This window comes from Candidatus Sysuiplasma jiujiangense (assembly GCA_019721075.1).
Lineage (GTDB): Archaea > Thermoplasmatota > Thermoplasmata > Sysuiplasmatales > Sysuiplasmataceae > Sysuiplasma > Sysuiplasma jiujiangense.
Genome location: JAHEAD010000006.1, coordinates 17269 through 42108 on the forward strand (window position 1 = coordinate 17269; position 24840 = coordinate 42108).

Genomic DNA, 24840 nt, shown 5'->3' on the forward strand with positions numbered 1-24840 from the left:
ATAGGTGATGCCCGATCACACATGCGGGGAGTCAACGAAGGAATACGCTGTCACACTGGACAGGAAAAACGGTGGGCTCGCGGAACTGACTGATCAGCTGGGAAACAGCGGCGTGAACATCATAACGCTGAGTATGGTAGATGGAAACGGCGCAAGAACGGTGAGGCTGATCACGTCGGATGAGAAGACATGCAGGGATATGCTGGAAAAATTAAAATTGCGATATACCGAAAATGAAATTGTCACCGTTGTAGTTGAAGACAAGCCTGGTTCTCTCGCAAAACTGCTGAAAAAACTTCATCGTTCCAACGTGGAGGTAAATTCAACCTACATGCTGAACAAGAGGAACGGGAAGGTCGAAATTGTTCTGGGCCTCAGCGATATCGAGGAAGGTAAGAATCTCCTCTTCAGGAAGCTCGGGCTGTCCTCCACAATTCAGGCAGTGAAGGACTGACCGCAGCTGCAGGTGCTCTTTGCATTGGGATTGCTGAATGTGAAACCCGAACCCTGGAGGCTGTCTACATAGTCAACTTCGGTCCCCTCGATATATGCCGCGCTTTCCCTGTCAACGACGATTTTCACACCGCCTTTCTCAATCTGGAAATCGTTCAGCGCGTCAACCTTCTCGTCAAAGCTCATGCCGTACTTGAAACCGCCGCAACCTCCTCCTGCCACGTAAACCCTGAGATAAGCAGATTTCCCTCCCTGCGGCAAAAGCGTCTTTACCTTGCTGATGGCCTTCTCCGTGAATATTATGTCAAACATTTTTTCCGTCCCGGTATTTTATTGTACAATTTGATATATAAACATTTATTAGCTCCTCCCGCTAAGATCATGCAGAGGTACTGGCGCGTGGCGCGTCCAGGCAGGTGCGGGTCATTAAGCCTTAGACGGTGAGCACTATTTTCCCGACATGTGCGCCACTCTCCATATAATCCTGCGCCTGCGGCGCTTCCTCCAGCGTAAATACCCTGTCCACTATGGGATTCAGCCGGCCGGAGAAGACAAGGTCCATCACCGTATGGAATTCTTCGGGATCGCCCATTGTCGAACCGAGTATGCCAAGCTGCTTCCAGAAGACAAAACTCAGATCTGTTGATATCTGCCCTCCCGACGTTCTGCCGTAATTGACAAACCTCCCCCCCTTCTCCAAAAGGCGGAAACTGTCCTTCCACACTGCGCTGCCGACAGAATCGAGAACGATATCGAACAGTTTCCCTCCTCTTCCAATGTGCCTTTTTGCCCAGCCTTCACCTTCCCCCGTTACGATCACCTCATCCGCTCCGGCCCTGAGAAGTGCCTCCTCCTTTGCCGCATACCTGGTCGTTACAGCGACATGGCAGTTGAACAGTTTTCCGATCTGGACGGCAGCAGAGGAAACACCTCCGCTGCCGCCAGTAACGAGTAGCCTTTCCCCAAACCGTACTTTCGCCCTGCCTGCAAGCGCATGCCATGCCGTCAGATAAACCAGCGGCGCGGCCGCTGCCTTTACGGAAGGGTAGTCTGCCGGCACTTTCTTCAGATTTCTCTGGGGCACGGCTACAAACTGCGCATAGGTGCCGTTGAGATGCTCGCCCAGTATCCTGTAATCTCTGCACAGCGAGGCCCTTCCGGAGATGCATTCCCGGCAGATCCCGCAGCTTATGCCAGGGTTAAACACGATCCTGTCGCCTTCAGAAAAACTGCCGTTTCCTCCGGACACCTCAACGACCCTGCCCGCGGCATCTGCGCCGGGAATGTGCGGCATTTCCACTTTCAGTCCCGGAAAGCCATTTCTCACGGTTATGTCAAGTCTGTTGACAGACGCAGCTTCCACGCGTATGAGCGCTTCCCCGTCGTGAGGCACGGGGATGCCGAACGACATCATTCTGAGCACGTCCGACGCGCCATGCTTGCTGAAAGCCATCCCTTTCATTCCGTCATTCTGCATACGGTTCTCACGCCACGGAGAGTGAATGCAGTGAAATCTATTATCTTTGCGCCAGCCTCGGTGCATGGCAATAATGCGCACATCTGTTCGTATTTCGTGCTGTGGTAAAACGCTTGAACCAAAATCCGCTTATAAGATTCATGCGTCTCACTTCAGCTATGACAGAGGGAATTGCTGAATACAGGAAGTATTCGGACGGGATGCATGAGGAGAAGATATGGCTTGCCGCCGATTTCAGGACAATGCTCATCCGCCGGGCTATCGAAAAGGCAGGCAGCGTCAATCAGCTCGGCCGTATTCTCGGTTACCGGTCGAGGGTTCACCCCGGCTGGAGCGTCAGGCAGCTGCTCAACGGAGCTCAGCCATTCACTATGGAAAGGCTTGCCATTCTAAGCACTTTCCTGGATTATCCCATGGATGAGATACTGAAGAACAGCGTTCCGAAAAGAAGGGCGCAGAACCACAGGCATCTCAGCCCTTCATACAGCCGCACCTGAGTTGAAACTGTTCAGCGGGAAAGAAAACGTTATTTAGGGACCTGCAAATTGCTCAACCGATGGAAAACAGCACAAGGAATCTGATCATAATCGGTTCGGGACCCGCAGGACTGACTGCGGCGATTTACGCATCGAGAGCGCTTCTCAAGCCTCTCGTAATAGCAGGCAGGACGCCCGGCGGGCAGCTCATGATCACAAGCGAAGTCGAAAATTTTCCGGGTTTCCCGGAGGCAATTCTCGGACCGGACCTTATGGTGAAGATGAGGGAACAGGCATCCCGTTTCGGGTCGGACTTCATAGACGACGACGTGACGGCGGTTGATTTCAGCACCAGACCTCTGAAAGTGATGGTTGACAGGGAAACATTCACCGCCAGGGCCGTAATCGTGGCTACGGGAGCCAGCGCTCTGTGGCTGGGGCTGGAATCCGAGAAAAGATTCATGGGAAAGGGTGTTTCGGGATGCGCAACATGCGACGGCGCATTCTTCAAGAACGCCCATGTGGCAGTGATCGGCGGGGGCGACTCCGCGCTTGAGGAAGCGCTATTCCTCACGAGGTATGCATCACATGTAACCATTGTGCACAGGCGTGACAGGCTACGGGCCTCCCCGTACATGCAGAAGAGGGCGGAGAGCAACGAAAAGATCTCATTCAAATGGAATTCAGTTGTCTCTAAGATAGTTGGCGAAAAGACCGTCAGGGGTCTGGTCCTTAAAAATGTCGAAACAGACATGGAGGAGACTATGGCTGTCGGCGGCGTTTTCGTTGCCATCGGGCACAAGCCCAATACGGACATATTCAGGGGACAGCTGCCGCTTGACGATAAAGGGTATATAATCGTCAGGGACGGAAGCAAAACAGGCGTTGAGGGCGTCTTCGCTTCCGGAGATGTACACGATCACAGATACAGGCAGGCCGTCACGGCGGCCGGAATGGGATGTGTTTCAGCACTTGACGCGCAGAAATACCTTGAAGAGAACGACGGGCATAATTAGTAGCTCAGCGGCATCAGCAGGCTGAGGAAATTGGAATATGCCCCGCCATCCTCCACTGTTCCTATTGTGACGTTCCCGCCGTACCTCCGGCTGAGTATCATTACCGCCATGACATCCACGTTGCCACGCAGGAGCGTGTCAATATCGCCAACATCGGATATGACCTTGGGAACCCTGTTTCTGGGAAACCCCTCAGGCGTGATCGTCACAAGTGTAGACCGCATCAGTGAAAGTTCCTCCTTTGCCGCAATATCGAAGCGCCTGCATCCCTTCTGGAGGTTGTTCAGAAGCGAAAGAGAGTGTTCGAACAGATCGGACAGGTGCACGTCTCCGCTTACGGTGAAATTATCCGGGCACTCAATCGTGACACTGTAATCGTGCCCGAAACTCTCTCTGAACCGTTTCGAGCCTTCCGAAATCGCTTCCGCGAGAGATCTGGGCCTGAATGTGACGTCCTCCATATTCCCTTTTGCAAGCTTGGTCAGTTTGGAGAAGGTGTTAATCAGATTGCCCACCGTTTTTGACTGTGCTATGATATTGTCTGTGAGCTTTTTTCCCACGCTGTTCTCTGTCCTGTTGAGCAGTTCGGAGAATGTGAGTATTGCCTGGTTGAGATCTCCGATATCATGCTCCATGATCTTGTTGATGCTTTCGAGATACTGTGTATATTCCGCGAGTCTCTTTTCCAGTGTATAACGTTCCATTATGATGCGTGCCCCCTCGCTGGCATCCTTTATCGCCCTCGGGAGCGAGTCGCGGTAGCCTGGTTCACGAAGGACAAGCTGCACCGTTCCCTTCCCCAGGTATCGGAGATATCTGACAGGCTCGTCCGTCAGGAGCACCGTGGGCATTGTATTGGACTGGAGATGTATGCGCAGAAATTCCTCCTCGTTCTCCTGAAGAAATGGAAGTTCGAGGAGTGCGACTGTGCCGTAGGCCTGGGTGTTCATTGAAATGAGGAATGATACGGGGGTCGTTTCAGTAACCTGGAAACCGGGGAGTGAAGAGAGATATGATGCATCTTCCCTGTGCCTGTCTTCACCCTCGCTGACGACGACAACGCCGATATTTTCCATGTCACATTTCCAGCTTTCCGAATGAATTCCCGGGGCAGCCTTATAATTGTTTCTTTGACAATGATGATTGGAATAACAATCCGCCGCTTCTATTCCGCTCAGGGAGGATCACCTTGGCTTGACGGTTGCGCCTGAAGGGACTCCCGGCTGTTTGAGCCGGAAGAGCAGTGAGTAGAGCGTGAACTGGCCTCCCCCCCTCTTTTCCGGCTCCTTCAGCCTCAGGAAGAGGAGTGAAGTGGAAAATCTGCCGGCCACCACAACCATGTAAGCCACAAGCAGCGCGTACCTCAAATGGTAGAAGCCCAGGAGGAACTGGAGGAGATAGCCGCCGGTAAGCGCTCCTCCGAAATAAACGATGCCGTTGAAACCGTTCATGATCGAGATGTATTCGGCCTTGTTACCTCCGGGAACTATGTCCATGAGATATGAGTTCATGACGACATTCTGAATCGCACCCGCAATACCGCTGTATACCTCGAGGATGAGAAATTCACCGTAGGTGCTGAAAAACGCATAGAAAAATGGTATGGCGGTAAGCATAAGCCTGTTGCCGAAAATGAGGGGTGTCCTGTCTATTCTGTCAACAATTCGTCCGATCAGGAACTGGCCGATAATTGTGGCAGTCAGAGAGACAACCGTGAGCACTGCTATCGTCGACAGGCTGAAGTGCATCAGTGATACGATTGTTATAGGGAAAAGGGGCCATGCCATGGACCAGAAGTATCCCTGGGCATTCATTGCCACGAAATACCTGTAGAAATCGCCGTGCTGTTTTATTCTGGAAAGTGTCTTTCGCATGCTGCCTGTAATCTTTGTCCTGTGCTCCTTTTCCCTTATCTGAGTAACAAGTACTGCTGATGCAACATAGGAAGCTACTGCGGCAAGGAAAGGTATCTGTATGTCCCTTCTCACTGTTCCGTGAAGCAGGAAGATCATGCTTCCCACTGCAACCAGGGTGCCGACAGAGCCGATATTGTTTATCACCGAGAGGAAATGGCCCCTGTTGCCCGAATCCGTAATGTCCGCTATCAGCGAGAACCAGTTCACCGTAATCATCGCGGAGATGAGGGAGAGAACAGCATATGTGACAATGAGTTCATCAGGTGTCACGACCACGGACATCATGAACCACAGCAGGGCAAGGCAGATGCTTCCGACAACAAGAAAGGGTCTCCTTCTTCCGAACCTGTCGCTCAGTCTTCCCCAGAGCAGCTGCCCGCCGTTTGCAAGGGAATTTGCCGACGACTGGAGCCATCCCATATCTGAAGCGGAGGCACCTATGAGGACGCCGTAAGCGCCGACAAACATGGACGCAGCCGTGGCGCCCAGCGATATGACGAGCGTCCTTATCGAAAGGACGACTTCATTTCTCATTCGATGCATCCCGTTTTTATGGGTCTGCCTCACCCCTGAAGGTGCTTATAAAAATTGTGATGGCCCTCTCATCCGGCGGAACGACAGGCGCATGTGGCGACGATCGAGACAGGAAACGGAAAACAATTTCGCCGTCAGCCCTGCGAATGATCGCACGGCGGGCTGTGAAAGATCTGGCTCTTACCGCAACATGCTGCCGTCGTTCCTCACCCTGCGGGTCTGCATCCTTCTCCCCTTCTCGAGTGCAAGAACGAAACCGTCCGCGGCAGGATCTTCCAGATGAACGGATCTGTTCTTCCCGCGCTTCAGCACAACCCCCTGCCGCTGCGGTGCTGTGGTTCCGATAACGTGAGACTGTATTCCGCTGCTGCGGAGCTTATCCAGTATATCGCCGGCGTATCGCTCTTTCACTGTCACAAGCAGCATCCCTTCGCTGCTGCTCTTGTACGGATTGAAACCAAGGAAATCAGACAGTGCCGCGATTTCGCTGTCATATGTCGATGCCGGCAGTTCAACTGTAAAGCCGACGTTCGATGAGTGCGCAATCTCATGGATTGCACCGAATAGCCCCCTTTCACTTGCATCATGCATTGATGTTATGCCGTGCATGCCGGCCAGGACAGTGGTCTTTTCCAGGATGGAAAGCTCACTGAGGCGCCTCCGCAGCCTTCCAATGAATCCCCTCCCGAAGTTCTGCGTCAGTATCTCCTCCAGTTCGTATGAAAGGAGAATGCTGCTCTCCAGTGCGGGCGTGCCTGCGCCGATGAGCAGATCTCCCGGTCCGGCATTGACGGGCAATATGAGGCTGTCCGGATGGCCGGTGGCAATTACTGTTCCGGCACCGAGTACTGGCGGGGCACACCCTTCATACTTCCCGGTGTGGCCCGTTACAATAGAAGCGCCGATATTTCCTGCCTCCCTGTTGAATGTTTCGCTTATTGAAAAAATGCGTTTCTTCGGATAATCCTCCGGAAGGTTCCAGTCAACCGCTATGTACTCCGGCATCAGGCCTGAAAGGGCGGTATCTGCAACCATAATCTGGAAGGCAAACCAGGCCGCCTCACTGACGCGCATTCCTGGATTGATATAGAGCGGATCGGTGCTGACAACCATTGCCATGTCCTTGGTCAGCGATATGACGCCGAAATCAGCGCCGTAACGCGGCCCCAGGACGACACTCCTTTTCTTCGCGCCTGTGAGTCTGCAGAGCCGCTCGATATCCCTGATCGTGAATTTGCCCTGTCTGCCCAACGTAGCCTTGTTCAACGGACTACCATACTCCCGGCGGAATTATAATTATCGCCCGTCCTGTGCAATTATTATTATGCCACGCGGGATCAGCCGTTACACAATGGCCAGAAACACGCTGACATCAGAGCTGTCTGTCTATCTCAGGGTCCGGAAGGCAGGCGAGGTGCCGCTGGAAGTCTACGACACCCTTTATTATTCAGGCAGATTCGATCCTATATACAGAATCCAGGGGGATATGGTGCTGAGCGCCTATTACAGACCGGAAGGATACAGGGAAAGCAGAATAAGAAGGATGGGAAGGAATGTGCTGAAGGAACTGACAATAGATTTGAAAGACAGGCCCGGTGGCACAGAGGTAAAGGTAGAGAATATGATTCCGGTATTCGAGGAGGAGCGTTCATTCTTCAGGGACCCCAAGATCAGGCTGTCCACAAAGTCGAACTCGCCTGCTTCCAGGTTTCAAGGCACAGTGGACGGGCAGATCTGCGTGCTCGGGTTTGCGGAATCGGTGCTGCTAAAGATAGACGGACTCGAACCTTCCGAGGATGGAAGGCTGCTACTGACGCTGCATGACAGGGAATTCGAAACAGCAGCAGTGAAGAGGTTGTCAGCCGGCCTGTCAGGCTCAGGCATCAGAGCATCCGTTACCAGGCATACGATCTCCGTTGAATACAGGCGTAATGAGTTTGCCCGGATAGCACTGCCGTTCATCACCGATGTTCTGGAAAACAACACTGTTGCCTAGACATGCATGGTCTGCATCAGGGGCGGCTCGAATTCATGCGTGCTGATTTCCAGATCCTCCGCGGTCTGGACGGCACCACCATAACGTCCGGATGAGAGGTGCATCTGCTCCTCGGCTTCCCAGTATCCCTTTCCATCCGAGCCGGAAGCGGCGAGCCTTCCCGCTTCCTTCCTTGTCAGCTGTCTCCCGAGCAGAACTTCGTAGGTCCGGTTAATTGCCTGATCTGTCCTGAGCACTCTTGCAAACGCCTCAGCTATGAGGGCGGAAGTTGAAACATACAGTTTGCCTGCTGCCTTTTTTCCGAAAATGGAGGATATGGCGCCGCGTGAGCCCAATCTTCTGAGAACCGCCGAATTGCTCTCATCCACGATAAGACCTGTCCTGAGGATCGTGTAGCTGGCACCGCTGTTTCTTGCGGACAGTTCCATTCTGTAGTTGGAGTATGCCCATCCGCCGTCCTCCGATTCGGCAAGAAACACGGAACTCAGGCCGGCGTACCTGGCCATCTTCTTCATGGCACTCCTTGTTATTAGCGTGTTTGCAAGGCGCTCGAAGGATTCCACGCTGTCAAGGGGTATGCTCCCCGTGTTCAGGGGGGAAGCAGCGTTCACAACGTACTTCACACCTTCGAATGCAGCGTCCGGAATGTCGCCGGACCATGGATCGCAATAGAAAAACTCAACGCCGGGCTTCCTGTCTATCCTGCCCTCGTCTTCCATCCTGAGAAGACAACGGACGTTGAACTCCGCCTTCAGAAGCTCGTAGAACAGCCTGCCGCCTATTATGCCTTCGGCGCCGGCAACCAGAACAAGATCCGGCGGTCTGATCACTTTGCTGCCCAGCATCTGCGGAACAGCGCATTCAGCCATCGGAGGGCCTGCCGGATGACCGCTCATTTATTCACTTTCTCCATTTGTCCGCTTATTCAACAGAAAGATAATATATGAAACTTTTTTTGCTTTACACGTGACAACCGCTCTTCCAATCGGCAGCAGCCTGCAGGTTGTGCTGAAAGGAGGGACTGAAGGCAATGGCGAGATATGAGACGGTGCGCAACCCGGAAGGAGTGGCTGTGAATATATGGAGAGATCCTGCGCCCGGCCCTCATCTCCTGCGGGAAATTGCAGAAGGCATAGAGCAGGTGGGTGAAATAAGACGTATCCTGAACCGTTATTCACTCGACCTTGACTTCATCCGCAGGATAACAGTCATGATTGATGATGAAAACGACTTCTACATGTATGTCAACGATAAAAGCGGACAGGTGATCGTATGCAGAGACCATCTGTTGAATTCAGATCTGAAAACGGTATTTCTTGATATCATCCACGAAACAGTGCACATATTCCAGCTCAGCTTAGGAATGGACCTCTTCGACAAGAAATACCGCTACATCGACAGACCAACTGAACTGGAGGCATATGAAGCTGCCGTTGCCGAGGGGAAAAAGCTGGGCATGGCGGACAGCGAACTGTTCGATTATCTTGCCGTAGACTGGGTGAACGACTCAGACCATCTCAAACTGGCCGAGAAACTGGGCGTGGCCCGCAAATGACGGCATCTCAGGACAGATCCTTTCTTGCAAGTTCGGCCCCTCTGACCATATTCTGCAGCTTGCTGTATGCAACTTTCCATGTCCTTGTGCGCAGTCCGCAGTCAGGGTTCACATAAACAAGGCGCGGATCACCGATCAGCTCTGACGCGTGCAGTATTCTTTCCCTGACGAGATTTGGCGACTCGACGCTGTCGTCGTGCACATCGACCACACCCAGGCCTATCTCCTTCCCGGCCTTATATTCTCCAAGTAATTTCACCACATCGTATCCTATGCGCTTTTTCATGCCAATCCTGTTACTGTCCCTGTTCGCGAACTCAAGCGCATACTGGCTTATCTTCTTCGCCTCGAGCAGCTCGGGGAACATGGCCGTGTAGTCCGTTGAATAGCAAACATGCAGCGAAAATTTGCAGTCAAATCCCTGTGTTGCCTCGTTTACCGCCTGGACGAAGTTTGATATCTGCTCCTTTCCGGGCTGAGTGCTCAGAGCCGGCTCGTCTATCTGTATCCATTTTACACCCTGCGAAACAAGCGAACTGATTTCCGGTCTTATGAGATTCTTCGAAACAGCGAAGAGCAGTTCAGTGTATGCTTTCTTCTTCAGCTCGCGCGGATCGGGATAACTGCTTTCGAGCCTCTTCTGGTAGTATTCGTTGAACGACCAGTCTGTAACCGTGTATGGGCCGGTGAAAGGAAGTTTTACAATCCTGCTGGTGTGCGCCCGTGTGAACAGGTACTCATCGAGATAGACTGGAGACTTCCACCTGATCTCGCCGATGACCGCCGCCTTCCTGTAATACTTGTTGTCCCAGGATCTGACATGCCCGATGAATTTGAAACCCTCAACCTCCCTGACAAGCGCTTCATACATCTCAGTTCTCCACTGCTCGCCGTCATAGACAATGTCGAGACCTGCCGACTCGAGATAACGAATGGCATAAATTGCAGACCACTCCCTTATTTTTTCACGCACTTCTGGAGAATCATCAGACTTCAGGTACTCAAGCAGTTTCTCGTATTCTTCAATTTTGAGCTTCTTCCCCCAGTACTTCGCCTCGCTGAAGTCGCTGTCTGATATCGGCACGCCCCTGTAACCGAGAACCCGCCAGTTGGGTTTCGAAAGGCTGCCAATCTCCTGGGCGGGGAAGAGTTCAGGAGCCATTTTCCAGCCTCCTCGCTGCCTCGCTTATGACTTTCATCTTGTCCTCGGCGGTAAACCGCGGAAGAAATTCAAGATCTGCATTGGGAATGACGGCAACCTGTTTTATGTCGCCCAGTTTTTCTATGACAGACTTCACAAAGTTCACAACCCAGTCGACGCTCTCCAGCAGGCTGTTCCGGGCATCTATGCATCCGACGGCAATTCCCTTCTTCGTGTCAAAGTCAGTCACTGATGACAGTGCTGTTGAAAAAAAGTCGACGCCTATCACTGAAGCATTGAAGTCGATCAGTTCCCTGAAATGCCCTTCAAGGTTTCCGAAGGGGAAATTGAGCATCACCTCGCACTTGAGCCTCTGGGTGGTGAGGTTGAACGCATCAATCGCCATCTCTATGTCCTCCTGCGCAGGTTTTCTGAAGAAAAGAAACGGTTCGACAAATTCTATCTGTCCCACTCCCTTCTCCTCAAGGAAGAGAGCTACCCTCTCCATTTCCTGCGCGAACGAGAAAACACCCGATCTCCTGTCAGGGAAATATCTGTCGTCTGAAGCCATGTATAGCGCATATGGCGCCGGAATCACGAGTTTTGCTCTCCTGCCGAATTCCCACGTCCGCTCGAAGTAGTATTTCGCAAGCTTCCTGTGTGAGATGCTTGGATATGCGTTGATAATCGGCTTCCTGTAGAATGTGTTGTTGTCGAACCATCTTGTCAGCTGAGGACCGCTGTCAAGGCCCTCAAGCGCATCGACAAACGGCCTTATCAGATCCTGCCAGTAAAACATAGGATCTGAAATGTATGTATAGCCCTCCTGTACCTGGATAGAAAAATCCCTGGCAGCGGCTGCCATCCTGAGTTCCTCCAGCTCCTCTTCTGTTATTCGTTTCCTGTCCCAGTCCCTTGTACCGGAAATCAATTCTTCAGTCCTCGGCTGAATCCCGACAAGATATTTTTGAATGGTGGGCATGCACTCAACTCTATCCCTGATGACTGGCCTGCGGTGGCCGTTTTTCAGGCTGAAGCCTGCTAAATTGTCATTGGTATAATAATGATCCCATCGGTGAGGGAGGGGGAAGAGGATACAGGCGCAAAAAGAGACACCTGAGGAATAGCAGGCGCACAATAGGAATATAGGTTGCCTGTCCGCTCCACTCGGCAGACGGCATTTCGACACCTGGTCTGACGGTCTCAGCACGGTGCGCAATCAAGTTTAAATTGCACATACCGTTTAAACGGGCTGATGCAACTGAACCGGAAAGAGCATGTCACCTTCGCTGATGTCGAAAACGCGGAGGCTGTTGTCAGGAAGGTCGTAAACAGGACGCCTTTTGAGATATCCTCCTCGTATTCGAAGAGATTCAGCGGCACGGTTTATCTCAAAATGGAAAATCTGCAGAGAACCGGCTCGTTCAAGATGCGAGGCTCCTACAACAAAATCAGCCATCTGGATCCTGAACAGCGGGCGAGGGGCGTTATCGCCGCCTCGGCGGGGAATCACGCACAGGGCGTGGCCCTTTCCGCCGCGCTAAGCGGGATCAGAAGTGTCGTCGTGATGCCACAGTATGCGTCTCTCGCAAAGGTTGCCGCAACCAAAAGCTACGGGGCAGAAGTTATACTTCACGGATCCTCATTCGACGATGCATTCAGAAAATGCGCCGAACTGCAGAAAGAAAAAGGCCTGACACTCATACACGGTTACAATGATCCGCTGGTTATTGCCGGGCAGGGCACCCTGGGGATTGAGATAGCGAGGGAGAAGGCAGATCTCGACTATCTGGTGGTTCCGGTCGGAGGCGGCGGACTGATATCCGGCATCGCGGTCGCGATGAAGGAATTGAGTCCGAGGACAAGGATAATAGGCGTGCAGAGCGCGGCCATGCCGTCGTTTGCCGAATCCTACAGGCTGAACAAGATCGTGGAAACAGACGGGGGAGATACAATTGCCGACGGCATTGCAATCAAACACCCGGGAGAGATACCATTTTCCATAGTGTCGAGACTCGTTGACGGCATATTCACCGTCACGGAGGATGAAATAACGGAGGCGATGTTTCTTCTGCTGGAGCGCTCAAAGCTGCTTGTGGAGGGCGCGGGAGCATCGCCGCTTGCACTTCTCCTTTCCGGAAAACTGAACGTAAAGGACAGGAAGGTCGGTCTGGTTTTGAGCGGCGGGAACGTAGATTTGACGCTTGTGCGCAAGATAATAATGAGGGGTATGATGATGCACAGGCGTATTGCAGTCGTGGAGTTCGATACGCCCGACAGGCCAGGCTCAATGAAGGACATACTGAACATGATAGCCGGGGGCGGTGCGAGCGTTATGAGCCTCCAGGAAAGCCCGGGAAGCTCATCGGAGGCACTGAACAGGTTTTATGCGAGGGTCGTCATCGAGGTGGAAGACGAGCAGCATCTCGACAAGCTTGTGGAATCATTCAGGAAAGGCGGCCTGAGCTTCAGGCTGATATCCTGAATATCACAGCTGTGCGCCCTTCGGCCACGCCGCGAGCCTGGCGTCATTCTCTGAAAAACCGTGCTTTTCCACAAGATGAACGTAGAGCTTCAGCGGTGTATCAAAATTCTTTTTGCATAAGTCGCATTTCCCCATCTTTTTCACCTCAGACAATATAATTTCAGTCTAATAAATAATCAATACTTAATAAATGTTGCTACATGTCTGGTTGCCAGGTGAAGGTAGTAAGCCCCTTTCTGTTTCAGGCAGCATTCGACTGATGCGTCCTACCTGCCGGAATTGAGAATTGCCGGCCTTTTTGGACTTGCTCCGATGGGGTGTCGCCGTTTCATCACTTCCATGGGAATGTCATCGCCGCGCGAATCATGCTGCTCCATGGCTGTGTCGTTTCTGCGCCCTTGCCGGGGCTCTCGCCCCTCTGCGTTTAAACAGACCACCTTTCTCTGGAGAGGGGACTTTCCTCAGCTGCCGCGTCTGCGGCTACCGTCGGCTGCCCTCCTTCTCCTGGCACCTGCACTTACACAGTCCCTGCTAATAATCATTGTGCAACCGACCCGCAAAGGCGTCCGTATCCGTTCAATGGCGGTTCAGGCATAGATGACTGTGTCATCCCAGAGATACGAGCGCAGTCTTCAGACCATGTCCATTTTGGTTCCGACTTGAATAAATGCATCGACGGCGAATTTGATATCCTCCAGGCTGTGCACCGCAGAGGGCATCAACCTTATCCTCGCGGTACCCTGTGCCACCGTCGGATATACGATGGGGGAGGCAAACACCGACTCCTCCTCATACAGCCTTTTGCTGAATTCCACGGTCTTTTTTTCGTCACGCAGGATAACGGGTGTTATTGGTGTCCGGCTCCTTCCTGTGTCGAATCCGCCGGCCTTCAGTCCTGATTTGAGTTTTTCGGCGTTCTCACGAAGCCTCCGGAGAGGCGTGTCGTCCGATTTCATAAGCCTGATTGAGCAGAGGACGGCAGCTGCATCGCCGGGATTCAGCGCGCTGCTGAACAGAAACGGCCTTGCCCTCTGCCTCAGCAGTTCAATCAGTTCAGAGGAGCCTGCAACAAATCCCCCGACAGCACCGAGCGCCTTTGAAAAGGTGCCCATTTCAACGTCGATCCTGCCCTGGAGTCCGAAGTGGTCTACAATGCCCCTGCCGTGATCTCCCAGAACACCCTCGCCGTGTGCATCGTCGACATATGTCATGGAATCGGAATTCTCTGCAATTTCCGCTATTTCGTCGAGCGGCGCAATCTCGCCGTCCATGCTGAACACGCCGTCGGTGATGACGAGAGAGCGCCTTCCGTCCGACCTGTGCTCCTTCAGCTGCTGCCTCAGGTCAGCCATGTCGCTGTGTCTGAACACAACGCGCCCTGCCGAACTCAGCCTCACACCGTCTATGATGCTCGCATGGTTCAGTTCCTCGCTGAATACAACATCCTCCTTTCCAACGAGGACCGGAATGGTGCCCGAGTTTGCCAGCAGTCCTCCCTGGTAGGCAAGCGCAGCCTCCATGTGTTTGAATGATGCAATCTCCTCCTCCAGTTCTGCATGCAGTTCAGAGGTACCGGCTATGCTCCTTACCGCACCTGCCCCAACGCCGTATTTTTCAATGGCTTCGATGGCAGCGCGTTTCACGTCGGGATGGTTCGCATAGCCGAGATAGTTGTTGGAACAGAGGTTGAGGAACCTTTTCCCCTCTATAAGCACCCAGGCTCCCTGGGGAGACTGAAGCGTGCGTATGGGTATATACCGTCCGGCCTCCTTTAAGGCTGTAAGCTCTTTTCCGATCCATTCCTGTTTTCTCATTGCTCCTTCAAACAAACTGAAGCAGGCTTAAATAACTTTTCAGTTCTTCACCTCCACGTACGATTTTTATTTTAGAAGTGACATTCATGAAAAAGATACTTGTAACTGGTGCGGGCGGGCAGATCGGCACAGAGCTGATTGAAAGCCTGTGTTCCAGACATGGCAGCGGGAACGTACTGGCGACAGACAGCAGACCTGTTCAGGACTTCCCATGCCGCTTCACGAAAATGGATGTGACGGACAGTAGTGCCGTTGAACGGAAATTTTCAGAGGAAAGGTTCGATGCGGTCTATCACCTCGCTGCAATCCTTTCGGCAAAAGGAGAGGTGAATCCGGATCTGGCATTTAATGTCAACATCAATGGAACGAAGAATGTCCTCGACGCCTCGCTCAGGAACGGAGTGGAAAGGGTCATCATTCCCAGCACAATAGGCGTGTTCGGTCCAACCACCCCGAAGGACAATGTTGCAATCGAGACCGTGACAAGACCGACCACGATATACGGCATCACTAAACTCTTCTGTGAACAGCTCGGAGATTATTATTCGAGGAAATACGGAATGGATGTACGCGGACTGAGACTCCCGGGCATCATAAGCTACAGGTCACCACCCGGCGGTGGAACGACGGATTATGCAGTCGAAATGATAGTTTCCGCCGTCAGACGGGAGCGGTATGTCTGCTTCCTCAGGAAGGATACACGCCTTCCGATGATGTATATTCCGGATGCGATTTCATCGATGATCAAGCTGGCTGAATCCCCTGCTTCATCGCTTATTCACAGGACAGATTTCAATGTGTCTGCATTCGAGTTCACACCGGAAGAGCTGGAAACAGAGCTGAAGTCTTATTTCCCGGATATCGAGGTAGCTTACAGGCCCGACGAAAGGCAGAAAATTGCCGACAGCTGGCCACACTCTGTAGATTCACAGGCAGCGGCAAGCGAATGGGGATTTGAGGCAAAATTCAACTTCAGACAGATGGTTGACGACATGGTGAAAAACCTGGTCGTCGGGTTAAGGCAGAGGAACGCACCGTTCTGATTTTACAGCACTAACTTAAATAAATGTTCAGTATGAACCACATTTGTCTGTTTGCTGGACGGCGCGGAGGTAGCCAAGCACGGTCAACGGCGCGAGAATGAGGGTCTCGTCTCGCAGGAGTCCGCCGGTTCGAATCCGGCCCTCCGCACTCACATTTGTGTGTTATTACGACCCTTAATATTCAGTTTAAATATGAGTTATAGTATGATAATATAGCAGATTTCCGGTAATCCGGTTTACCGCATTCCTGTTCTTTTCATGTATGCTTTGTGATGGTCCTACAGATTCAGTGTCCTATGGTTCCAGGGTCTTATCTCGACCTGAGTGTCATATCGGGACTGATAATTGTGGTTATTGCAATAATACTTATTAACGTAATTCACCAATGAAGAAAAAACAAGAGCAGATGACCAGATATCCCGATTTGATTATTGTAAAAAGTCTCATTATTTCTTGTAATGGGAAACGCCAATCCGAAATGCGGAATGTATTCTCTCATCTCATTTATCAGTTAAAACCAGTTGTGAAGATGGAAATCTCTCTTTCAGGCCCTGAAAATACATTTATATGGAAGCGAGATAGTTCTGGGTGAGACCGGAAGAGGACTCTCGCTGTGAAGTCTGCGGTTCCCCGGTTAACGCAGACTTCAATTACTGCCCCTATTGTGGAGAAACAATTAATTTCAACTCATCATTTGCCCGTAAAATACCCATCCCCGGTGCGTTGTTCTTCTTGCGGCTTTTGAGATCCTGGTGGGAATAATTGCCATTACAGTCACGATCAGGTACCCGAGCTATCTGGTCATCGGTTTTTCACTGTTAAATATCATAACAGGAATCTTACTGTTTGAGGTCTACTGGCCGGGAGTATTCCTGGCCATGCTTGGTATCTTCATTCTAGCAGTGCTCTTTCTCTCTATCATCATGGATATGATGACAGAAATAATTCTGGTTCTTTATGTGACGAGATCTGAAGTTTTGGACTATTTCAATCAGTGATAATATAATTCCAGAAGTGAAAAACTATTCATGGAAGGCCTGTTTGAAGCATACCATAAATGAATAAAATGATAACGGGAAAAAAATTCGGCGAATACCCTTCAAATAATGCATGTTCTCAAACACGCCGAGGTCTTTCATTGAGATTATAGTATGGAAGTATCTAATACCAAGAGTGTTTACCATGCTGGACAGGACGCATGAGTGCAAAGGGTATAGATTATAGTAAATTGAGCATTGAGGACGCACTGAAGGACCTCGGATCCAACTTTGGCGGACTGTCAACCGTAGAGGTAAACAAAAGGTTAGAGACATATCATTATAATGAAATAAAGGAAAAGAAGGAAAATCCCATAAAGAAATTCCTCCTCTATTTCTATGGTCCGATGCCCATTGCAATAGAGGCTGCCGCTATAGTTTCAGCAATCATAAATCACTGGGACGACTTTGCGCTGATCGTTCTCCTTCTCCTGACAAACGTCCTCGTCACGTTCTGGCAGGAACGGAGTGCGGGAAATGCAATCAAACAATTGATGGGGAAACTGGCGCTCAGAACGAGGGTTCTAAGAGACGGCAAATGGCAGACGACGGATGCCATAAATCTTGTTCCTGGAGATATAATCAGGCTTAGGATGGGTGATGTCATTCCTGCCGATGGAAAACTGGTGGACGGTGCGTTCCTCTCGGTAGATCAGTCCGCGCTTACCGGAGAATCCCTCCCAAAGGAAGCCCATCTTGGAGATAGTGTATTCTCCGCATCAGTAGTAAAACAGGGCGAAATGAGTGCGGTTGTCACGGGAACCGGGGAAAATACGTTCTTTGGACGTACAACTCATCTGGTGGCTACAGCGTCAAACGTTACAGGGCTGTCAAAGATAATCTCAAAGATTGTTTATTTTCTTGTGGGAATTGCCCTTATTCTTGGGGGATTCGTATTTTACTATGGTATATATTTGGGGTTTCCAGTACTAAGCGATCTGCTTTTCTTCCTTATACTTCTGGTTGCATCCATTCCCATCGCACTGCCGGTTGTTCTCACCGTCACAATGGCCCTTGGGGCGCTCTCCCTTGCCGAAAAGAAAGCCATAGTGACCAGGCTGGTATCCATCGAGGAACTGGCAAGCATGGATGTTCTATGCTCCGACAAGACAGGCACTCTCACAAAGAACAGCCTAACAGTGGGGAGTGTGACAACCTTTGGGAAGTTCAGCCTGGATGATGTTATGCTGTATGCAGCGCTGGCATCCTTGCGTGAGGATGCCGATGCCATAGATCAGGCCGTGTTTGCAGCTCTGAAAGGAAAATCTGACGAGGGATATGTAAGGAAGGAATTCGTTCCTTTTGATCCAGCTATAAAGAGAACTGAAGCAACCGTTTCAGGAAACGGCGAAAACTTCATGGTGATGAAGGGTGAACCGAATACTATCCTCTCCTTGTGCAAGACAGATCAGAACGATTTGATCACGGCAAAAGTCAGGGAATATGCTGAGAAGGGATATCGTGTCATTGCTGTTGCCAAAAATTCCGGTGATGCATGGCAGTTTGCAGGTCTCATACCGCTATTCGATCCCTTGAGGGAGGACTCAAAGGAAACAATCCTCAGGGCAGAGCAGATGGGCGTGGAAGTCAAAATGATAACCGGAGACAATGAAGCCATAGCTTCTGAAATAGGCAGGGAGCTTGGGCTTAAATCGAAGGTTCTGACCTGCAAGGACATCAAGGACGCCGTGGAGAGCGGAAAATGGGAGGAAATAGAAGAAGCAGGAACCTTTGCGGGAGTATATCCCGAAGACAAATACCTCGTAGTGAAGGGCATGGAAATGAAGGGGCATACAATCGGGATGACTGGAGACGGCGTCAATGATGCCCCGGCGCTCAAGGAAGCACAGGTTGGAATAGCTGTCCAGGGAGCTACAGATGCAGCCCGAGCGGCCGCAGATATAGTATTGACAGATTCCGGGTTGTCGACAATAATAACTGCGGTTGAAGAGGGCAGAAGGATATTCCAGAGAATGCAGAGTTATGTGCTTTACAGGGTCACTGAGACCTTGAGGATTCTTGTTTTTGTCACAGTCGCCATAGTGATCTGGCACTTCTACCCTATTTCTGCACTCCTGCTGATAGTTTTGGCTCTCCTAAATGATCTTCCGATAATAGCTGTATCAACCGATAACGTGCTTTTTCACAACACGCCAGAGCGCTGGCGAATGAAGTATATAGGAGGCCTGCCTGCGCTTCTGGGCGGTGTGGGGGCACTTGAAACCCTTCTTCTGATATATATTGGTCTTTCTATTTTGCACATGGGAATTCCAGAGATTCTTTCACTGGTATTTCTGAAACTGGTTGTTTCGGGTCACCTCACAATGTTTGTCACAAGATCCGAGAAAGCTTTCTGGAAAGTCAAGCCAAGTATCACGCTCTTCATTGCACTCATCTCTACAATGGTGGTCGGTTACTTTATAACTGCATACGGACTCTTAGTTGTGCCCATTGGAAATCTGATAGCTCTTCTGGTTATAGCATATGCTTTCGTATGGTTCCTTGTGGAAGACGGGCTTAGACTGCTATATGACAGAGTCAACAGTTTCGGCATATGATTAGTATTCTCACCTCATATCTTTCGCAGGGATTTCTTTGAAAAGGATTGCTGATCACATCTCTTTGCCAGGGACGAAATGTGTCTGCAATTTGAAAATCAATCAGGTAAAAATTTACTTTGTCACTTTAAGTTGTAAGAGCTTAGCTTTGATGCTCAAAATAATACATCGCACTTGCATTTGTAATTAGACGTTACTGATTTGCAGAAAAGAACTCAGGCTCAATATATAAACCGATAGTCAATTATAACACGTTTACCTTGACTTTTGTTACATTTATACAGATTGAATGTTTTAACTTAGATATTTTGCCCACTTTTCCGGCTTCATTTTACCATACATGACTTTCTCTGCGTCTAAAAATTCTGCGAATTCTTCCACCCTTTCCCCGAGTCTGCTTCCAATGGCCGCATCCTTCCCGTATTCGGATTCTGCAAACATACCGTTGATATGGAGGATCTTCTTGTTTTTGTCAAATCTTGCATCTATCCTCCCGACAAGGTTGCTGTCCCAAAGAATGGGAAGCACGTAGGTTCCAAATTTCCTCTTCTCCTTTGGAACAAACTGTTCGAGAATGTAATCAAAATGGAAGATTTTTTGAACCCTGTCTCTCAGTGTAATCATATTGTCGAATGGGGAAATCAGGTTCAGCCTGGGTTCCCACTTGTCAGACATGATGGAATCAAGCATTCTCCTGTCTTCGGACAACAGGTAAAATGGCTTTGCTTTGGGCAGCTCTTCGATTGCGACTTTCACCACCTTTCCATCTTCGACCAGTCTCTTGAGGCTTCCCCTTACATCTGCGTATCTTCCTCTGACAAAATAGCGGTAAATGTCGTACTCGGTGGCGGCTCCAAGTGCTCTCATTGCCCTAACTGCCATGTATCTTTCCAGTTCCTCTGCAGGAAAAATTGTCCTTTCAACAAATTGAGGAAGAAAATCTTCGGTCAGGCTCCAGATATTCTGGTTTGCAGAATGACCCGCAACCATGACTTCTCCGGACATCTGAAGATGGAAAAGCAACTGTGCCGCTTCATTTCCTGAGCTCCAGCCATCGGGACTTTTCATCCTTCTGCCATAATCCCTGAATTCTCCTGTTTCCGCAGGGCCTTCTTTCAGCCTCTTTATTAATCTCTGTTTCAGCTCATTATGGGATCGCAAAAATTTTCCTGCAAATTCGGCGTGAGAAGCCCATCCCTTTCTCATAGAATCCGGATAACGTTTCATCAAGCTGTTGAATATGGGGTAGTCCTCTGCAATCACAATCCATGCGATTGGCACCCAGAGGAACAAAACTTCCCTGTTCTCCCACATAATCTTGTCCAAATCAGACCAGTCAAATTTGCCAATTCTGCTCCAGATGGAGATTAGATGCGATGGCGCAACAACAGTAACCGGATCCCACTGAATGTAACCTATGTTCCTGACGACTGTTTTCAGTTTATTGCTGAATGAACCCTCAGGTGTTCTGCCTGCGAGAAACTGTTTGCTGACGGTCAACCGTTTAACAGCCTCCAAAGAGGTTGTGATAATCTCGATTTCCATTTTGGTTCTTCCCGAATTGAAGGTGCATCCCTAAAATAGAAACTTCCTTTCTGAAAATGTATAGGAAGACAGTCTAATAGCATTTGTGTAGCTTTAACCGTGTTTTGATTGCAATGCGCAGTGCTGCTCGCAACTGTCTGTTTCTGGCTAAGAAGATGCACGATCCACCGGAAACGCTTATCAGTGCCAAGTCCGCCGCAAGGGATGATTATACCACAGAATGCACAGTCCATTCACAGGCACTTGTATGCCTTCAGTTCAACTGCCCCAGACATGTCATCATTGCTCATGGCAAGACTGGAGAAAGACACGCCGGAAGAATCTAACGGAAACGGTCGACCTTTTCCTAAAAGCATTCCGCAGCCAGAGGCAGGATCGGCCGAGCTGTCTGATAATTCCGTTCGGCGTTCAGAGATTTTCAGCTTCGTTTCGGAACACATCTCTTGACAGGTTTCCAGTTTCCACTATGTTTCTGATAGAAAACTGATTGAAGCCATTGTCTGATTGTTCCCTAAAAACGTTGTAATCCATACTTCACGGGGAAAGGGGGAGCAAAGAGTGAAAGATCCGCTGAGGTGACGAATTGCATTAAGATGAAGTGGGCGTAACTGAGAGAGAATCCTGCGGCAACGCAAATACTAAATATTCGTTTCAAACAAATCGAAGGTGCATGAAAGGGGTAGAGGAATGCAGCAGAATAGAATTTACGGAGAAAGAGGACAGCCACATACCTGCTTTCAATTGCTTTGCATACGGTGCTGATTATGCTGACATGTTCAGGGAATTCACGAATATAGGCTGTTTACTTCCGGAATCAGGCACCGACTATGAAATGGCCAGTGCAATCACCTATTGGGTTCACAGCCAGTGGAGACACAGTGGACGGAATGAGACCGCAGTCGCGGATCCCATTGAGATAATCAGGGAGGCAAGACTGGGCAAAAGATTCAGATGCGTGGAATACAGCATTGTCCTGCACGCCGCACTCAACTCCTGTGATATCAAATCGCGCGTTCTCTACCTGAGGACGCATGGCGTTGAAACAAGACCCTTCGGGGCTGGCCATGTCGTAGTTGAATGCTTTCTAAGAAGTTTCGGGAAGTGGGCCATCTTCGACCCGCAATTCAACATACATGCCGAAGTGGATGGAGTACCTCTGAATGCAGTTGAATTGCAGTCTGCCCTCCATTCATGCTATGAAAACGTTAACATGTTTGAGAACAAATCCCGAATTAACGCAAGGAAAAAGCGGAAGTATGCGTCCTGGCTCTGCCCTTACTTGTATTATTTCCACACCGACACAGAGGCAATCTACCCGCCGAAATACCCAAGGATTCAGATACTGCTCATGCCTGTGGGTGCAGCGATTCCTGCGAAATTTCAGGGGATTCCCTTGAAGGAGACGCTCGTCACGACCAGTTCATACAGATCCTTCTACCCTTTCCAGTCTGAATTTATATGGAATACACAGCCTGCCCCCTACAGATTATAAACCCTGAAACTCACAGGGCATTTCATTAACTTTCACAGTCGACGGAGCTGTGGGACGGAAACACACTGAAACCTTTTCTGTTAACCGATATGTCGTAATATGCCCCTCTGTACAGAACCCTGCTGAGCTTCATATGGTGCCATTCATCGGGCAGATGCGGATGTGTCGTTTCCGCTATTCCCCTGATGCCCGGGCGGCCGTCAGGATCCATCCCGAAAAGTCCCTCTATGACCGATTGGATGTAAAGGGAGGAGGACCATCCCTGTGCAAATTGACCCATGGGCTGGAGATATTCTGGATTGTAAACCTCATTAATCCTTCCTGGCTCCGGGCTGGAAAATGCAAGCATTGGAAATGATTTCAGCAAATCTAAAGCAACATCATGACGACCATTCCTGAATGCAGCAATAGAAAACCAACCTGACATCAGCGGCCAGACTTCGCCGGTGTGATATCCGCGGTCATACATCGGATCATCCAGCGACATTGAGCGCACACCCCAGGGTGTAATAAGATCGTCGGCGGCAAGCGAGTCAACAAGAAGTTCCATGAGTTCGCCGGACCAGTACATCGCAGGGACTGCTTCGAGAGGAGTCCTTATACTCCTGCGGGTGCCGTTGTGAATAGAGTCGAAAGCCGCGACGCCTGTATCGTTACGGCTGAAGAATGTGGAAAAGAAGTTTCTCAGCCCACGTTCGGCGAATTCCTTGAAAGAGTGCTCAATTCCAGCGTACTCTTCCAGCGCCTTCAGCCACCATGCATTGATTTCGATACAGGCACCGTCCCTGCCCGAAGCCCAGGATTCCGGCCAGCCGATAAGGCCTTTTTTGAAACTGTTTTCTATGAGGCCGTCCCCGTCGGTATCGCAAGAGGCACAGAAACGGATTGCCTCCTTCAGCATTCCATCTCCTGCCCCTGCACTGTGCCATCTCCTCAGTTTCATCTCCGTAAGAATCCAGAGCGGAGTGCTGTCAATGGACATGAATCTTGTCGGAACGTCATCCATGCCCACGCTGTGCCGCTGGTTGCCGCTAGGGGATACAAGCGGTATTTCATGCGGGATGCGCCCGTTCTCCGAATGGGAGTGGAGCATTTTCAGATGTGCGTCCGCAAGTTTCCAGAGGCCGCATTCAATTGCAGCCATGCTCATCCATTCGCCGTCGCGGCCGAAAAACCATGAAAATTCGGGCATCCCTGCATAAAATCCACTTCCCTGGTCGCTTTCCGAATAGAAATCAAGCAGATCGTGTTTGGCCCATAGAAAGCATTTGTTCATTTCAAATGAGGGTGTCTGCAGCACGCAGTTTTTTGAAGCCCATGAATGGTACCGCTCATTTTCATACAGATCGGAAAAACTTGCGTAGCATCTGTCCTTTCCGACCGAAAGCAGGAATGGTCTGAGTGAAGGTCTTCGATCATGCACGGCTACCGTGAGTTCGTTCCCCTCAAGGGTGAAAGTACAGGCGGCTCCGCGCACTTTTATGAATGTTTCAGCAAGTGAGCTGCGAACAGCGAAAGCATTTCTTCCGAACGGTATCAGACTGTATGCATCTGTAATCCTGTTTTCGGGCCACATCGTGCAGTGGTTGATTTTCATCCTGATCACGACTGATTCCGGTTTCGTGCATTTGAACACAATCGCAATGCATGGCCTGTTTAATGGCGCATAATCTACGCGTTCCACATTCAGGTACTGCCTGTAGGTGTAGCCGGGCGCTCTGACCTGTTTTTTGAAAACGTCGGAACTCCTTTTCCCACCGATTGTGAATTTGAAGGATGAAACATGCTGCTCGCCCCCGAACCATATGCCCGTCCTGAACCTGCCCGAAGGGGCGGTATCGATATTGCCGTTTTGCAGCAATACGAAATGTGATCTTTTCCCTTTCACGAATGTCAGATAGTCACCGCGACGCGGATTACCGCTATTTTCTACAATCCACTCATTCATGGAAACAGCATTGTCCCTTTCAGTCAGTCTCCTGCAACGCGCAAGCGTCCGGAGCAGTTTTCCATCTGAACGTCTTCTCATGTTTGCACATCTGATTTTCCGCGGATTGCCATGCGGTCACAAATAGTCTTCCAGTCTCTTTAGTGATGCCGCTTCAGGCGCCTTCTTCGGAAGCCCTGCCATCCGTTGCAGTATCAGTGGCAAACATCCCTTTGCGACCAGGAATCAATAACAGGGAAAGGGCACATCTGAAAAAAGCCACGAGATATGCAGGGAGGAGGATTTGAACCCCCGAATGCCTACGCAACCAGACCCTGAATCTGGCACCTTTGACCAGGCTTGGTTATCCCTGCT

The 24840-nt window shown here is 50.4% G+C and carries 22 protein-coding genes, 2 tRNA genes and 1 other RNA gene; 11 read left to right on the top strand and 14 right to left on the bottom strand.

Annotated features, from left to right (window positions below):
• The first annotated feature begins 7 nt into the window (after positions 1–7).
• Positions 8–454 carry a hypothetical protein gene (locus tag KIS29_04825; GenBank protein ID MBX8639646.1) on the top strand — a complete coding sequence of 149 codons (447 nt, stop codon included), beginning with the start codon at positions 8–10 and terminating at the stop codon, positions 452–454.
• Here KIS29_04825 and erpA read toward each other — a convergent pair.
• Positions 436–765 (bottom strand): iron-sulfur cluster insertion protein ErpA, encoded by a 330-nt coding sequence (gene erpA / locus KIS29_04830; protein ID MBX8639647.1) that lies wholly within the window; start codon positions 763–765, stop codon positions 436–438. The two genes, KIS29_04825 and erpA, sit on opposite strands and share 19 nt — an antisense overlap.
• A gap of 121 nt (positions 766–886) precedes the next feature.
• On the bottom strand, positions 887–1930 hold the full coding sequence (locus KIS29_04835) for an alcohol dehydrogenase catalytic domain-containing protein (protein MBX8639648.1): 1044 nt from the start codon (positions 1928–1930) through the stop codon (positions 887–889).
• A 158-nt stretch (positions 1931–2088) separates the two neighbouring features.
• On the opposite strand from KIS29_04835, the gene KIS29_04840 reads away from it, so the two are divergent.
• A complete protein-coding gene (locus tag KIS29_04840) occupies positions 2089–2427 on the top strand; it encodes a hypothetical protein (protein MBX8639649.1) in 339 nt (112 codons plus the stop codon).
• Positions 2428–2486: 59 nt separating this feature from the next.
• On the top strand, positions 2487–3422 hold the full coding sequence (trxB, locus tag KIS29_04845; protein ID MBX8639650.1) for a thioredoxin-disulfide reductase: 936 nt from the start codon (positions 2487–2489) through the stop codon (positions 3420–3422).
• Here the strand turns inward: trxB and KIS29_04850 are convergent.
• The 3 genes from KIS29_04850 to KIS29_04860 all read right to left on the bottom strand — a co-directional run bounded on the left by KIS29_04850 (position 3419) and on the right by KIS29_04860 (position 7138).
• A complete protein-coding gene (locus KIS29_04850; protein MBX8639651.1) occupies positions 3419–4498 on the bottom strand; it encodes a hypothetical protein in 1080 nt (359 codons plus the stop codon). The genes trxB and KIS29_04850 overlap by 4 nt on opposite strands.
• A 108-nt stretch (positions 4499–4606) precedes the next feature.
• Positions 4607–5872, bottom strand: coding sequence for an MFS transporter (locus tag KIS29_04855; protein MBX8639652.1), 1266 nt, complete (start codon positions 5870–5872; stop codon positions 4607–4609).
• 180 nt (positions 5873–6052) lie between these two features.
• Entirely contained in the window at positions 6053–7138 is a 1086-nt protein-coding gene (locus KIS29_04860; protein MBX8639653.1) for a hypothetical protein, read from the bottom strand.
• Between the two features lie 58 nt (positions 7139–7196).
• On the opposite strand from KIS29_04860, the gene KIS29_04865 reads away from it, so the two are divergent.
• A complete protein-coding gene (locus KIS29_04865) occupies positions 7197–7868 on the top strand; it encodes a hypothetical protein (protein MBX8639654.1) in 672 nt (223 codons plus the stop codon).
• Here KIS29_04865 and KIS29_04870 read toward each other — a convergent pair.
• Entirely contained in the window at positions 7865–8737 is an 873-nt protein-coding gene (locus tag KIS29_04870; protein ID MBX8639655.1) for an NAD(P)H-binding protein, read from the bottom strand. The genes KIS29_04865 and KIS29_04870 overlap by 4 nt on opposite strands.
• Before the next feature lie 161 nt (positions 8738–8898).
• Here KIS29_04870 and KIS29_04875 point away from each other — a divergent pair, with 161 nt between their 5' ends.
• A complete protein-coding gene (locus KIS29_04875) occupies positions 8899–9423 on the top strand; it encodes a hypothetical protein (protein ID MBX8639656.1) in 525 nt (174 codons plus the stop codon).
• 7 nt (positions 9424–9430) lie between these two features.
• Here the strand turns inward: KIS29_04875 and KIS29_04880 are convergent, their stop codons facing one another.
• The gene (locus KIS29_04880; GenBank protein MBX8639657.1) at positions 9431–10585 is read right to left on the bottom strand and encodes a hypothetical protein; all 1155 of its coding nucleotides are present in this window, start codon (positions 10583–10585) and stop codon (positions 9431–9433) included.
• Positions 10575–11495 (bottom strand): hypothetical protein, encoded by a 921-nt coding sequence (locus KIS29_04885; GenBank protein MBX8639658.1) that lies wholly within the window; start codon positions 11493–11495, stop codon positions 10575–10577. Before KIS29_04885 ends, KIS29_04880 begins: the two co-directional genes overlap by 11 nt.
• Positions 11496–11819: 324 nt before the next feature.
• On the opposite strand from KIS29_04885, the gene KIS29_04890 reads away from it, so the two are divergent.
• Positions 11820–13049 carry a threonine ammonia-lyase gene (locus KIS29_04890; GenBank protein ID MBX8639659.1) on the top strand — a complete coding sequence of 410 codons (1230 nt, stop codon included), beginning with the start codon at positions 11820–11822 and terminating at the stop codon, positions 13047–13049.
• A gap of 3 nt (positions 13050–13052) precedes the next feature.
• Here the strand turns inward: KIS29_04890 and KIS29_04895 are convergent, their stop codons facing one another.
• From KIS29_04895 to KIS29_04905, 3 genes are all read right to left on the bottom strand, one after another.
• Positions 13053–13193 (bottom strand): hypothetical protein, encoded by a 141-nt coding sequence (locus tag KIS29_04895; GenBank protein MBX8639660.1) that lies wholly within the window; start codon positions 13191–13193, stop codon positions 13053–13055.
• A gap of 69 nt (positions 13194–13262) precedes the next feature.
• Positions 13263–13555, bottom strand: an RNA gene (rnpB, locus tag KIS29_04900) — RNase P RNA component.
• Positions 13556–13681: 126 nt separating this feature from the next.
• Positions 13682–14863, bottom strand: a complete 1182-nt coding sequence (locus KIS29_04905) for a glycine C-acetyltransferase (GenBank protein MBX8639661.1) — start codon at positions 14861–14863, stop codon at positions 13682–13684.
• An 86-nt stretch (positions 14864–14949) separates the two neighbouring features.
• On the opposite strand from KIS29_04905, the gene KIS29_04910 reads away from it, so the two are divergent.
• From KIS29_04910 to KIS29_04925, 4 genes are all read left to right on the top strand, one after another.
• Complete coding sequence (locus tag KIS29_04910; GenBank protein MBX8639662.1) at positions 14950–15906, top strand: NAD-dependent epimerase/dehydratase family protein; 957 nt, start codon at positions 14950–14952, stop codon at positions 15904–15906.
• Between the two features lie 63 nt (positions 15907–15969).
• Positions 15970–16054 (top strand) — tRNA-Leu (locus KIS29_04915).
• A gap of 604 nt (positions 16055–16658) precedes the next feature.
• A complete protein-coding gene (locus KIS29_04920; protein MBX8639663.1) occupies positions 16659–16904 on the top strand; it encodes a hypothetical protein in 246 nt (81 codons plus the stop codon).
• A gap of 200 nt (positions 16905–17104) precedes the next feature.
• Entirely contained in the window at positions 17105–19501 is a 2397-nt protein-coding gene (locus KIS29_04925) for a plasma-membrane proton-efflux P-type ATPase (GenBank protein MBX8639664.1), read from the top strand.
• A gap of 294 nt (positions 19502–19795) precedes the next feature.
• Here KIS29_04925 and KIS29_04930 read toward each other — a convergent pair whose 3' ends face one another.
• Positions 19796–21046, bottom strand: a complete 1251-nt coding sequence (locus KIS29_04930) for a winged helix DNA-binding domain-containing protein (GenBank protein ID MBX8639665.1) — start codon at positions 21044–21046, stop codon at positions 19796–19798.
• A 670-nt stretch (positions 21047–21716) separates the two neighbouring features.
• Here KIS29_04930 and KIS29_04935 point away from each other — a divergent pair.
• Entirely contained in the window at positions 21717–22538 is an 822-nt protein-coding gene (locus tag KIS29_04935; protein MBX8639666.1) for a transglutaminase-like domain-containing protein, read from the top strand.
• Between the two features lie 25 nt (positions 22539–22563).
• Here KIS29_04935 and KIS29_04940 read toward each other — a convergent pair whose 3' ends face one another.
• The gene (locus KIS29_04940; protein ID MBX8639667.1) at positions 22564–24567 is read right to left on the bottom strand and encodes a hypothetical protein; all 2004 of its coding nucleotides are present in this window, start codon (positions 24565–24567) and stop codon (positions 22564–22566) included.
• A 187-nt stretch (positions 24568–24754) separates the two neighbouring features.
• Positions 24755–24839: transfer RNA gene (locus KIS29_04945), tRNA-Leu, on the bottom strand.
• Position 24840: the final 1 nt, after the last annotated feature.

Excerpts from the sequence above, each read along its gene's own strand:
- KIS29_04890 (MBX8639659.1), top strand. The coding sequence starts at position 11,820 with ATGCAACTGAACCGGAAAGAGCATGTCACCTTCGCTGATGTCGAAAAC.
- KIS29_04825 (MBX8639646.1), top strand. The coding sequence starts at position 8 with ATGCCCGATCACACATGCGGGGAGTCAACGAAGGAATACGCTGTCACA.
- KIS29_04910 (MBX8639662.1), top strand. The coding sequence starts at position 14,950 with ATGAAAAAGATACTTGTAACTGGTGCGGGCGGGCAGATCGGCACAGAG.
- KIS29_04880 (MBX8639657.1), bottom strand. The coding sequence starts at position 10,585 with ATGGCTCCTGAACTCTTCCCCGCCCAGGAGATTGGCAGCCTTTCGAAA.
- trxB (MBX8639650.1), top strand. The coding sequence starts at position 2,487 with ATGGAAAACAGCACAAGGAATCTGATCATAATCGGTTCGGGACCCGCA.
- KIS29_04865 (MBX8639654.1), top strand. The coding sequence starts at position 7,197 with ATGCCACGCGGGATCAGCCGTTACACAATGGCCAGAAACACGCTGACA.
- KIS29_04940 (MBX8639667.1), bottom strand. The coding sequence starts at position 24,567 with ATGAGAAGACGTTCAGATGGAAAACTGCTCCGGACGCTTGCGCGTTGC.
- KIS29_04855 (MBX8639652.1), bottom strand. The coding sequence starts at position 5,872 with ATGAGAAATGAAGTCGTCCTTTCGATAAGGACGCTCGTCATATCGCTG.
- KIS29_04930 (MBX8639665.1), bottom strand. The coding sequence starts at position 21,046 with ATGGAAATCGAGATTATCACAACCTCTTTGGAGGCTGTTAAACGGTTG.
- erpA (MBX8639647.1), bottom strand. The coding sequence starts at position 765 with ATGTTTGACATAATATTCACGGAGAAGGCCATCAGCAAGGTAAAGACG.
- KIS29_04850 (MBX8639651.1), bottom strand. The coding sequence starts at position 4,498 with ATGGAAAATATCGGCGTTGTCGTCGTCAGCGAGGGTGAAGACAGGCAC.
- KIS29_04905 (MBX8639661.1), bottom strand. The coding sequence starts at position 14,863 with ATGAGAAAACAGGAATGGATCGGAAAAGAGCTTACAGCCTTAAAGGAG.
- KIS29_04925 (MBX8639664.1), top strand. The coding sequence starts at position 17,105 with ATGAGTGCAAAGGGTATAGATTATAGTAAATTGAGCATTGAGGACGCA.
- KIS29_04840 (MBX8639649.1), top strand. The coding sequence starts at position 2,089 with ATGACAGAGGGAATTGCTGAATACAGGAAGTATTCGGACGGGATGCAT.
- KIS29_04870 (MBX8639655.1), bottom strand. The coding sequence starts at position 8,737 with ATGGCTGAATGCGCTGTTCCGCAGATGCTGGGCAGCAAAGTGATCAGA.
- KIS29_04835 (MBX8639648.1), bottom strand. The coding sequence starts at position 1,930 with ATGCAGAATGACGGAATGAAAGGGATGGCTTTCAGCAAGCATGGCGCG.
- KIS29_04935 (MBX8639666.1), top strand. The coding sequence starts at position 21,717 with ATGAAAGGGGTAGAGGAATGCAGCAGAATAGAATTTACGGAGAAAGAG.
- KIS29_04875 (MBX8639656.1), top strand. The coding sequence starts at position 8,899 with ATGGCGAGATATGAGACGGTGCGCAACCCGGAAGGAGTGGCTGTGAAT.